Annotated in this window: 9 protein-coding genes and 1 pseudogene; 9 read left to right on the top strand and 1 reads right to left on the bottom strand. The window is 63.9% G+C overall.

What is annotated here, in order from left to right; translation table 11 throughout:
- From K344_RS0110975 to K344_RS21310, 5 genes are all read left to right on the top strand, one after another.
- Entirely contained in the window at positions 1-1,191 is a 1,191-nt protein-coding gene (locus K344_RS0110975) for a thiolase family protein (RefSeq protein ID WP_043114343.1), read from the top strand.
- A complete protein-coding gene (locus tag K344_RS0110970; RefSeq protein WP_211234522.1) occupies positions 1,188-1,622 on the top strand; it encodes a Zn-ribbon domain-containing OB-fold protein in 435 nt (144 codons plus the stop codon). The genes K344_RS0110975 and K344_RS0110970 overlap by 4 nt, the downstream gene beginning before the upstream one ends.
- 14 nt (positions 1,623-1,636) lie before the next feature.
- Entirely contained in the window at positions 1,637-1,933 is a 297-nt protein-coding gene (locus tag K344_RS0110965; protein WP_028080700.1) for a hypothetical protein, read from the top strand.
- 101 nt (positions 1,934-2,034) lie between these two features.
- Complete coding sequence (locus tag K344_RS0110960) at positions 2,035-3,672, top strand: GMC family oxidoreductase (RefSeq protein ID WP_028080699.1); 1,638 nt, start codon at positions 2,035-2,037, stop codon at positions 3,670-3,672.
- Positions 3,673-3,727: 55 nt separating this feature from the next.
- Complete coding sequence (locus K344_RS21310) at positions 3,728-4,996, top strand: 3-hydroxyacyl-CoA dehydrogenase (protein WP_084197295.1); 1,269 nt, start codon at positions 3,728-3,730, stop codon at positions 4,994-4,996.
- Between the two features lie 47 nt (positions 4,997-5,043).
- Here K344_RS21310 and pcaF read toward each other — a convergent pair whose 3' ends face one another.
- Positions 5,044-6,249: a 3-oxoadipyl-CoA thiolase gene (gene pcaF / locus K344_RS0110950; RefSeq protein WP_028080698.1), complete on the bottom strand. Its 1,206-nt coding sequence runs from the start codon at positions 6,247-6,249 to the stop codon at positions 5,044-5,046.
- A 122-nt stretch (positions 6,250-6,371) separates the two neighbouring features.
- Between pcaF and K344_RS0110945 the strand changes: the two genes are divergently transcribed.
- From K344_RS0110945 to K344_RS0110930, 4 genes and pseudogenes are all read left to right on the top strand, one after another.
- Positions 6,372-7,577, top strand: coding sequence for a CaiB/BaiF CoA transferase family protein (locus K344_RS0110945; RefSeq protein ID WP_028080697.1), 1,206 nt, complete (start codon positions 6,372-6,374; stop codon positions 7,575-7,577).
- Between the two features lie 178 nt (positions 7,578-7,755).
- Complete coding sequence (locus K344_RS23520; RefSeq protein ID WP_169729290.1) at positions 7,756-10,248, top strand: TonB-dependent receptor; 2,493 nt, start codon at positions 7,756-7,758, stop codon at positions 10,246-10,248.
- A gap of 22 nt (positions 10,249-10,270) precedes the next feature.
- Positions 10,271-11,569, top strand: coding sequence for an OmpA family protein (locus K344_RS23055; RefSeq protein WP_084197291.1), 1,299 nt, complete (start codon positions 10,271-10,273; stop codon positions 11,567-11,569).
- Between the two features lie 15 nt (positions 11,570-11,584).
- Positions 11,585-11,902: pseudogene (locus tag K344_RS0110930) on the top strand (energy transducer TonB); the annotation flags it as partial.

Below are 11,902 nucleotides of genomic sequence, written 5' to 3'. Positions count from 1 at the left end.
ATGCGCAGAGCCGCCATTCTCGGCACCGCGGCGGTGCCGGTCCGCAAATACCAGCGCAAGGCCAGCGAGCCGATCCAGACCGTCGAGCACGAGATGATCGCGCGGCTGGTGGTGGAGGCGATGCAGGATGCGCAGGTCGAAAAAAGCGAGGTCAACGCTATCGTCTGCGCGCATCCGCGGCCGTACACCAAGCAGAAATACTTCAGCACCTTCATGGCGCACTACCTGCGCCTACCATGCTCGGGTGTGGTGATGGAGACGATGGGCAACGGCATGACCGCGGCGCTGGCCTTCGACAAGGCCTGCGACGAGATTCTCCTCGGCCGTGCCGAGGTCGCGCTGGCCTTCGGCGTCAACATGGAGATGTCGGTGACCTCGGCCGAGCACATGAAGGACAGCGTGCGCGCGACGGGTGATGTCGATTTCCATTCGCCGAGCGGCCTGATTCCGATCTCTTGGTACGCAATGGACGCGGTGCGCTACATGCACGAATACGGCGCCACGCGCGCGCAGCTCGCCAGCGTCGCCGTCAAGAACCGCGCGCACGCGGCGCTCAATCCGCTGGCGCAGTACCGAGCGCCGATCACGCTCGACGAAGTGCTGGCGCAGCGGCCGATCGTCGAGCCGCTGGGTCTCTACGAAGTCCCGCCGCGCGGCGACGGTGCGGCCTGTCTGGTGATCGTATCCGAAGCGCGGGCCAAGGCTTCCGGCTTGCCCTACGTGCTGGTGCGCGGCCGCGGTTTCTTTCATGAAGGCGCGCACCAGATCAGCGAAGTGCCCAACGACATGATCCGCTTCGTCGCCGCCGAGACGGCCGGTCGCCTGGCTTACGAAGCCGCCGGCATCGGCCCGGGCGATCTCGATCTGGCGGAACTGTACGCGCCGTGCACGATCGTCGAGGTGCTGGCCGGCGAGGCGCTGGGACTGGCACCGCGCGGGCAGGGCGCCGCCGCCGCCGCCGCCGGCGAGACGCGCCTCGGCGGCCGCATTCCCATCTCGACGTCAGGCGGCCTGACATCGCGCGGCCATCCCTCCTACGCGACGCCGCTATACGGCATGGTCGAACTGGCCGAGCAGCTGCGCGGCCGCGCCGGCGCAAGACAGGTGGAGGACGCGGAGCTGGGCTTGTCGAGCAACGAGCTCGGCAACTACAACGCCGCGCTGGTTCACGTACTGGAGGCGCGGCGATGAGCGGGATCGAGGAGATGGAGCGGATCGACGTCGACCGCGTGCGCAGTTATCCGCCGCGTACCAGCGAATTCACGCAGCCGTTCTGGGAAGCGCTGGCGGCAGGCCGACTGCAGACCACGCGATGCGCCGCCTGCGGCGCACTTTCGTTCCCGCCGAAGCCGGTCTGTCCGCATTGCTGGCACGGCGAGGTGCGCTGGACGCCGCTGCAGCCGCTGGGCCGGCTGTATTCGTGGACGCGCGTCCACGCCGGCCCGGAGATGTTCGCGGCCGAGCTGCCCTACGAAGTCGGCATCGTCGATCTCGACGCCGGCCTGCGGCTTGCGCTGCGGCTGGTGGCGGTGCCAGGCCGCGAGTTCGCGCCGGACATGCCGGTGCGGCTGGTCGTGCTGCGTTTCCGGGACGGGCCGCTGCTGGCGGCCATGCTGCGCTGAGCCGGGCCGCGGCGATGCTGGCCAGCGCAGCTTTTCGCGACGGCGCCGACCACATGGCGACGCGGCTCGTGTGCCCGCTCTGCACCTACGAGCAGCAGCGGGTTCTCGGCTGCTCGCGCGACAACGCGGCAGTGCTGGTGCTGGAGATCGAAGGCGGCTGCGGCTGCAGCTGGCAGCTGCGGTTCGAGCGCGTCGAGGCGCGCACGCAGGCGACGGTGCGTATCGTGCGACCCTGCCTGCAGCGTTCGGGCCTGCAGCCGCTGGCCGACGCTGCGGAAGCCGGGCGCCTGCTCGACGAGCATGAGTTGTGAAGCGCCGGAGCGGGACATGGCGCCGAGGCGCAGAAACGGGCTACGGTCGAACGATGCGGCCGCGGCGCGCAATGGTTTCATAGAACGAGGAGGGAGGAGAAATGAGTCAGTCACAGTCATACGACTACGTCATCATCGGCGCCGGTTCGGCCGGCTGCGTGCTCGCCGACAAGCTGTCCGCGGACCCGCGCAGCCGGGTTCTGCTGATCGAGGCCGGCCCGGAGGACCGGAACCCGATGATTCACATTCCCAAGGGCTTCGGCAAAATCCTCGGCGACCGGCGCCACATGTGGTACTACGACGTGAAGCCCGGCAGCGGTGCCAAGACCACCGGCGAGTCGTGGATACGCGGGCGCGTGCTGGGCGGCTCAAGCTCCGTCAACGGCCTGCAGTATCAGCGCGGGCATCGCCAGGACTACGACCACTGGCGCGACGCGCTCGGTCTTGCCGGCTGGGGATGGGACCGGCTCGGGCCGATCTTCCTCGACCTCGAGGACCACGCGCTCGGTGCGAACGCTTGGCGCCATGTCGGCGGCCCGGTCCACGTCTCGCAGACTCGCAACAAGACCCTGCTGATGGACAAGGTCATCGAGGCTGCCGGCCAGCTCGGCATTCCGGTGCGCGAGGACCCTTCGCATCCCGACAACGAGGGCGTTTCCTACATCTGCGCCAACATTCACAAGGGGCGGCGCTGGAGTGCGGCCAAGGCCTTCCTGGAGCCCGCGCGCTCGCGAGCGAATCTCACCGTCAAGACGAACACGCTCGCGCAGCGGCTGGTCTTCGAGGGCCGGCGTGCGGTGGGCGTCGAATGCGTGCGCGGAGGCGCGCGCGAGACCTTCCGGGCCGAGCGTGAAGTGATCGTCAGTGCCGGTGCGCTGGAATCGCCCAAGCTCCTGCAGCTCTCCGGAATCGGCGACGAAAAGCTGTTGTCGAGCTTCGGCATTCCGGTCGTACAGCATAGCCCTGCCGTCGGCACCAACCTGCGAGAGCATTTGATCTACACCGTGCAGTTCCGTCTGAACGGACCGTACAGCCAGAATGCCGCGTATTCCGGTCTCGGGCTGGCGCGGCAGATCGTGAAGTACGTGCTCACGCGCAAGGGCCTGCTTGCCAGCGGGCCCTACGACATCACCGCGTTTGTGAAGGCCGATTCCGCATCGGACCGGCCCGATGCCCAGCTCGTCTGCGCGCCGATGACCATGGACCTCGCCAAGTGGGAGGGCTTCGAGAAAGGCGTGCCGATGGAGAAGGAGCCCGGCTGCTCGATGCTCGGCTATGTGCTGCGCCCCGAGAGCCAGGGTCATCTATGCATCCGCTCGGCCGATCCGAACGATGCGCCGGAGATTTTTCACAACCATCTCGCCGCCGACTATGACAAGCGCGTCGCCATCGCCACGGCGCGCCTCATCCGCCGGATCTTCGAGCAGCCCGCGGTCAAGCCATACGTCAAGGGAGAGACCCTGCCGGGCGCGCATCTGCAGACCGACGAGGAAATTCTCGGAGCGTACAGCATGATGGGGGGCGCGGGTTACCACGCCGCCGGCACCTGCCGCATGGGCAGCGACGCCGGCAGTGTCGTCGACGCGCGCCTGCGCGTGCGCGGCGTCAACGGACTGCGCGTCGTCGATCTTTCGGTCTTCCCGACGCTGGTTTCCGGCAACACGCATGCGCCGGTCATGGCCGTGGCCTGGCGCGCTGCGGAACTGATCGCCGAAGACCAGCGAGCGCAGGCGGCCTGATACGGAGCGTGGCGCGTACCGCAAGACATTGCAATGCTCCGCCGGAGATTCGAGCATGGATATGAATGAAACGACGACGGCAGATGCCGAGGCGCTGGCCTACATCGACCGTGCCGAGTGCCGGTCCTGGACAGCCGGCAGTCTGCTCGCCGAGCGCCCCTCAATCAGCGCAGTGGGTGTGATCGGCGCCGGCACGATGGGCAGCGGCATCGCGATGAACTTCCTGAACATCGGCCTGCCAGTCACGCTCGTCGACACCACAAAGACCGCGCTCGATCGCGGCGTGACGGCGATCCGGCGCAACTACGACAGCGCAGTCAAGAAAGGACGTCTCACCGACGCCAGCGTAGCGGCGCGCATGCAGTGCCTGCGAATTTCGACGCAGATGCAGGATCTGGCGGACAGCGACCTGATCATCGAGGCGGTGTTCGAGACGATGGAGGTCAAGCGCGCAGTGTTCACGCAGCTCGATGCCATCGCCAAACCGGGCGCGGTGCTGGCGACCAACACTTCCTATCTCGACATCAACGAGATCGCTGCTGTAACACGCCGACCGGAGTCGGTTCTGGGACTGCATTTCTTTTCGCCGGCCAACATCATGAAGCTGGTGGAGATCGTCCGCGCCGAACGGACCGCCACTGCGGTCGTCGACGCCTGCGTCGAATTGGCCGGCGCGATCGGCAAGATTCCAGTAGTCGTCGGAGTGTGCTACGGATTCGTCGGCAACCGCATGCTGGCGCAGCGGCGGCGCGAGTCCGAGCGCCTGATCTTGGAAGGCGCGATGCCTTGGGACGTCGATCGCGTGTTCACCGCGTTCGGATTCCCCATGGGGCCGTTCGCAATGGCTGATCTGGCGGGCCTCGATCTAGGCTGGTCGAAGGCGGATTCGCGCTCTGCGACGGTACGTGAGGTACTCAACGAGATGGGCCGTCACGGCCAGAAGGCTGGCGCTGGATACTACGATTACGACAGCGACAGGCGGCGGCGGAACTCAACGCTGGTTGAGCAGCTGATTCTCGATTTCTCGGCGCGCCACGGCATCGCCCGCGCGCCGATCAGCGATGAGGAAATCCTGCAGCGCTGCCTCTTTCCGATGATCAACGAGGCGGCGCGCATCCTCGACGAAGGCATCGCGAGCAGCGAAGAAGATATCGACGTCGTCTGGATCAATGGCTACGGCTGGCCGCGCCGGCGCGGTGGGCCGATGTACTATGCGCGCTGTCTGGGACTCGACCGCGTCGTCAAAGCGCTGCAGCGGCTCGAAAGCAAGCTCGGTCCCGACTTCGCACCTTCGCCAGCGCTACTCAGGCTGGCCGCCGGCTGACAGGAGCGCCTCCGGGCCGCGGCCCGGAGGCGCGGCGGCGCCTTGCCTTAGACACGCTCGAACGCCAGAGCGATGCCTTGGCCGACGCCGATGCACATCGCGACAAGCGCGCGCTTTCCGGAGGTTCTGCCGAGCTGATGGACGGCCGTCTGCACGAGGCGCGCACCGCTCATGCCGAGCGGATGTCCCAGGGCGATCGCTCCGCCATTGGGATTCACATGTTGAGCATCGTCGGGAAGGCCCAGATCCCGCAGTACGGCAAGGCTTTGCGCGGCGAATGCCTCGTTGATCTCGATGGTATCGAAATCTCCGATCGACAGCTTGAGCCGGGCCAGGAGCTTGCGGACGGCGGGCACCGGCCCGATGCCCATGATGCGAGGCTCCACGCCGGCCGTCGCCATGCCGAGGCATCGGGCCTGTACCTTCAAACCGTTGCGCGCTGCCGCCGCTTCGCTTGCAACGATCATGGCCGCGGCGCCATCGTTGATCCCGGACGAGTTGCCTGCGCTGACCGTGCCGTCCGGAGGAAACAGCGACCTGAGCACGGCGAGCCGTTCCAGGGACGCATCCTTGCGCGGATGCTCGTCTTCCATAAACAGACCTGCATCGCCCTTGCCTATCGATACGCTGACTGGGACGATTTCCGCCGCAAAAAAGCCAGATTGCTGTGCGCGGACGGCACGCTGGTGACTGCGCAGGGAAAACGCATCCTGATCGGCACGACTGATTCCTCGCTCACGGGCTAGCGTCTCGGCGGTCTGCGGCATCGTATCGACCCCGAACCTTGAACGGAATACGGGGTTGACGAAGCGCCATCCCATCGTCGTGTCCTCCAGTTGCAGGGATCGATCGAAGGCCGCCGCAGACTTGCCCAGCACGTAGGGTGCGCGGCTCATCGACTCCACACCGCCCGCGATCGCCATGTCGATTTCACCCGCCTGTATCGCGCGGGCGGCCTGGCCAACCGCTTCTGCGCCGGAACCGCACAGGCGATTCACCGTTACGCCAGGCACAGACTCCGGAAGGCCGGCGAGCAACAGCGCCATGCGCGCCACGTTGCGATTGTCCTCGCCCGCCTGGTTGGCGCAGCCGAGGAACACCTCGTCGATGGCCGCCATGTTCAGTGATGGATTCTTCCGAAGAAGATGCGCAACTGATATTGCAGATAGATCGTCTGTACGAACAGATGAAAGTGAGCCGCCGTAGCGGCCGATCGGAGTGCGAACGGCATCGCATATGAACGCGTAGATCATCATCCCTTCTTTTTGAAGCGGTGGGCTTGTAAGTTGTCGACGGTGATCGTAAAGTAATATACCAGAAATGACAAAAACGAATCGAACCGGACAGATCGGTGATTCGCGCGAGGAGGTCAAGGGTGAAGGAAGGCGACAAACGTCCTCTGTCGGGCATTCGAGTTCTCGAGGTCGGCACGATGGTGGCGGGTCCGGTGGCCGGCACCCTGCTCGCCGACTTCGGTGCCGAAGTCATCAAGCTCGAGCAGCCCGGCAAGGGAGATCCCATCCGTCATTCGGGGCCCTTCTGCGAGGGCGAAAGCCTTTATTGGGTGGTGGAGGGGCGTAACAAGAAATCGATAACCCTGGATTTGCACGTTCCGGAAGGCCAGGAACTGCTGCGCGAACTGGTCGCGCATGCCGACGTGCTGATCGAGAATTTCCGCCCCGGTACGATGGAGAAGTGGAATGTCGGCTGGGAGCAGCTCAAGGCGATCAATCCACGCCTCATCATGCTGCGCGTTTCAGGTTTCGGCCAGACAGGGCCTTATTCGATGCGGCCCGCTTATGACCGAATTGCGCTCGCGTTCGCTGGCTTCCTCAACATGACGGGCTTCCCGGATCGCCCGCCGGTCAGGCCCGGCACGGCCATCGCCGACTACCAGGGCGCCATGATGGGAGCATTCGCCGTAATGCTCGCGCTTTATGCGCGCGACGTGGGGAAGGCCGGCGGCCGGCAGATCGACGTCTCTCTGTACGAATCCGTATTCCGATTCACGGACGTGATGGTGACCGCCTACGATAAACTTGGCATTCAGCGAGAGCGCAGAGGCAATTCACACTTCGCCGCGTCTCCCGGAGATCATTATCTGACGGCAGACGGGCGTTACATCGCGCTGACGATCGCGGCGAACAACGTCTTCTCGCGCCTGTGCGCGGCGATGAAGCGTCCGGAGCTGGTGGACGACCCCCGCTACGCGACGCACGCCGAACGTGTCCGTCATTACGAAGCGATCAATGGCATCGTCGCCGAATGGATTAAGACACAGGCGGTCGATGCAGTCTGCGCACAGCTTACAGAGGCGGGCGTTCCGCATGCCTTGGTGTACGGCGTCGAGGATATCGTGCGTGATCCGCATTATCAGGCTCGCGGCTCGATTGTCACGATGCACCATCCCAAGCTGGGTGACGTGAAGATGCCTGGCGTTTTTCCGCGGCTCGGCAATGCCGACGAATACCCCATCCAACCGGCACCGGAACTCGGTGCCGATACGGAGGAGGTCTTACAAGAATTGCTGAATCTGTCGCAGGGCCAAATCGAGAGCTTGCGTCGGGCTGGCGCCATTTGATGAAGAGGAATCGCAGGTAGACATAGGTGTTGAGTTGGGGCGCAGGTTGAGGAATGAGTGATGCGTCCGGGGAATGATGTGACGTGCGAGGCGTTGAACACGTTCATCAAACAGTAAATCCATACAAATGGAGGAGACGGGTTTCATGTCCATAACATTACGAATTGCCACAGCGATAATGCTGGCGCTTCTGGCCAACCGTGCAGCGGCACAGGCTGATACGCAAACCGGCGCGCCGGCTTCAGAGGGGGGTGGCGATTCCGCGACCTTTTCGACTGAGGAATCGTCGTTGCCGGAAAACGCCGATAGCGCCGCACAGGAACCTCCCGCGGAGCAGCTGCCCTCCATCGGATTAGGTGATGAGCCGCCGCCGCCGGTAGAGAAATCCGGCCGTTCCGCGCCGGTGAGCCGGATGGTGGAGGAGGTCATCGTGACAGCACAGAAGCGTGAAGAGGCGCTGATGAGCGTGCCAATCTCGGTCCAGGCCTTTAGTCCAGAGGCCCTCGAGGCGCGCGGCGTTAGCGACCAGATGGGCCTCGCCAAGATCGTTCCCGGCATGGATGTTGGCAGCCAGGCGGGATTTTCGACGGTCTTCATACGCGGTGTCGGCACCGACGCATGGCTGACAGCCGACCCCAGCGTGGCGGCGTATGTGGATGGCGTCTACTACTCATTCACCCCCTCCGTCATCCAGGAATTCGGCGCGGTGAAACGAGTGGAGGTTTTGAAAGGTCCTCAGGGCACGCTGTTTGGGCGCAACGCGGTAGGTGGCGCCATCAACGTGATCACGAAAGATCCCGATTTCTTCAATTCCGAGACTCAAATAGAAACTGGATATCAGAGCTTTAATACATACAAGAATCGTCTTTACACGAATCTTCCTCTCACAGATAACTTCGCCGTCAATCTTAGTGCCTTCTACAACAGTGGAGATTCGTATTTGGAAGGCAGCACGAGCGCCGGAAAACCTCTATTTCGTGAAATCGGTTCTGGCGTAAGGGCCAAAGTCCGCTGGGCGCCGCTCGACGATCTCGACATGAAGTTCGCGTTCATGCGCACGCACGGCCAGATCAACGGCGCGATGCCGTCCAACCTGGACCCGAGCCCGCTCGGGCGCCTGCTCGGCGTGCAGCCGGCCGACAAGTACGAGACCCACGTCGACGAGCGGCTGTACCTGGACACCGACAGCACGGTGTACTCGGGCGAGATTCTCAAGAACTTCGACTGGCTGGACGTCAAGATCATCGGCAGCGACCAGCATCACGAGGCGCCGTACAACTACGACTTCGACGGGTCGATACGCCCGCTGGTGTCGTTCGACATCCCGGTCCACTACGGCAATATCCAGGAAGCGGAGCTGCAGCTGTTGTCCAACCAGGGAACGCCGGGCTCGGACTGGCTGACCGTGACCGGCGGCGTGTTCTTCTACCACAACCAGCAGGGCTTCGATCCGATCAAGTTGACCGTCGCCAATCTCGATCCGCGCAAGCTGAGCGCCGCCGGCATCAATCTTCCGCTGGGGCTGTCCGACGCGCTCGAAAACGCCTTCGGCCCCGGCAGCTTCCTCGGCGGCCTCCTGGATAACCTCGGCATTCCGTCGCCGGGCGTGCCGTTCTACAGCATCTCGAACGTGGCGCTCGTCGAAACGAAATCGCTGTCCGAGTACCTGCAGATCACCGCCAAGCTCACCGACTGGGTCTCGCTGACGCTCGGCGGCCGCTATCAGTCGGAGGAGCGGGGCGTCAAGGAATCGAAGACGCGCGTGCAGGTGCTCGACCTGCCGCAGCCGCTGACGGTCATAGACTGGAAGAAGGGGCGCGACGGCGTTCAACCAGAACCGCTGTCCAGCACGACCAAGGGCTTCAAGCCGAAAGTCGCGCTCGACTTCCATCCGTTCGATGACGACACGCTGATCTATGCCAGCTGGCAGAAGGCGCTCAAGGCGCACGCCTACAACGCGTTCGCCATCTACCTGCGGCCGGCCTACGTCAAGCCGGAGAACACCACGGCGTACGAGGTCGGCCTGAAGACGACCCTGTTCGACCAGACCACGCGCCTGAGCACGGCGGCGTTCTGGTATGACATCTCGGATCTGCAGACGCAGTTTGTGTCCCTGCTGAACGGCGGTGCCGTATCGTTCGAGAACGCCGGCAACGCGCGGTCCAGGGGCATCGACTTCGACCTGACCTCGCTGCTGTTCCCGTCGTTGCTGAACGGCGTGGCGATGACGCTCAACGGCGCCTACATCGACGCCATCTACACCAGCTATCCGCACGGCTCCGGCTACAACAAGACGACCAAGATCTTCAGCTCCAACAACGACTACACCGGCAACCGCCAGGTCAGGACGCCGAAGTGGTCGGGATCGCTGGCGCTGACCAAGACCTGGGGCTTTGACATGGGCAGCCTGGAGATCGGCGCGAACTACTACTACAACAGCGGCTTCTTTTACACGGCCTCGAACGATCCGGACTACGAGCAGCCCGCCTATCACACCGTCGGCGCGCATATCTCGTTTCACTACGACCCCTGGGACATGGGCGTCAAGGTTTTCGGAGAGAACCTCAGCGAAACCTTCTACACCAATGGCCTGCTGGTGACGGACTTCGGTCCCAACTACGCCGTAGCGCCGCCCCGCGTCGTGGGCGTCGTTCTGGACTGGAAATTTTAGGCCTAGGTAGGGAGGAGAAAAAATGAAAAGTTTAACTGTGCGCTCTACGCTGCTCGCCGTTTCTCTATCCGCAGCTGCATCCGGGTCCTTTGCTGCCGAAACGGATGGTGCGGAGAGTTCGCCTCTGCTCCACGGTGGCTACGTGTCGCCGATGGCAAGCTACGTTATTTCGGACAAGAGCGAGTTGTCCGCAGGGTTCGGCGGCGTGCTTATGCTTGGCTTCCGCAAGGAATTTTATGCAATGGAGGTCGGCGGCGTTTACGCCGATCTCGAAGGAACGAAGCAGCTGGGCTTTACCGTCAACGGATTGCTGTTCCCGCTGAAATCGCTGCCGTCACTTTTCCTCACGGTAGGCGCGGGCGGCCTCGAATACAGCAATTATCCCGGACGGGACAGCGACGTTCATTCGCATACAGTCAATGGTAACGCGGGAGTTGGCTATCTGCTGCCACTGAAGATTGGTGCTTACGATTTCGCGCTGCGTGCAGAAGCGCGCTACCGGATCAGCCAGCGCTATCGTCATCAAAAAGACGCCGACATCGACTATGACATTCCGCGGCGCTTCAACGACACGCTGATCAATGTCGGCCTGCAGCTGCCGCTTGGCATCAAGGCGGCTGAGCCGGCCGAGGTGAAAGCGCCAGTTGCCGTCGTGCCGCTGGCGCCGCCCGCAGACAGTGATGGTGATGGCGTGACGGATGATAAAGATCAGTGTCCGAACACGCCGCCGGGCACGCAGGTGAACGAGGTGGGCTGTCCGCTGCCGCCGCCGTGCAAGACACCGGAGCCGGGGCAGAAGGCGGATCTGTCGGGCTGCGCGGCGGGCGACACCATCGTCCTGCGCGGCGTGAATTTCGACTTCGACAGGGCGACGCTGACGCTGAATGCGAAGACGATCCTCGACGATGTGGTCGCGGCGCTGCAGGCGGCTCCTGGTATTCAGTTCGAGATTGGTGGTCACACGGACTCGAAGGGCAGCGACAGCTATAACCAGAAGTTGTCGGAAGAGCGTGCGCGTGCGGTAATGCAGTACCTCGCCGAGCACGGCGTCGAGGCCTCGCGCATGAGCGCCGTCGGTTACGGAGAGTCGCAACCGATCGCCGACAACGACACGGACGAAGGCCGTGAGCTGAATCGCCGAGTGGAGCTGAAGATCACCGGTTCCACGGGCTCGACTGCGGTGACGCCGGTGCCGACCGCGGATGGCGCGATCGAGGCGCCTGCGCCGAGTGCAGGGGCGGCGCCCGAAGCTTCCGCGCCTGAAGCAGCGAGGGATCCGGAAATTCCTGATCCGTCCTCCGAAGTCCCTGCTGCGCAGTAAGGCCGGAGCCAAGCCATGCAGCTGGGACAAGCGCAGCCAGACAACAGTCGCCGGATGATCGGTCTTGCGGGCGTGGTGATTTTCCACGCTCTGCTGATCTGGGCGCTGGTGTCCGGACTGGCGCGCAAGGCGATCGAGATTCTGCCGGCGCCCATCGAAACGAAGATCATCGAAGAAGTGAAGCCGCCGGACGAGCCACCGCCGCCGCCGCCGCCGAAGCTCGAGGAGCCACCGCCGCCGTTCGTGCCGCCGCCGGAGATCAACATTGCGACGCCGCCGCCGGCGCACGCGATCACCGCGCAGAGCAAGGCGCCGACGACGCCACCGAAGGCG

The organism is Solimonas soli DSM 21787 (assembly GCF_000474945.1).
Taxonomy (GTDB): Bacteria; Pseudomonadota; Gammaproteobacteria; order Nevskiales; family Nevskiaceae; genus Solimonas; species Solimonas soli.
Note: the sequence above shows the minus strand (reverse complement) of the source record. Positions and strands in the feature narration are given on the sequence as shown.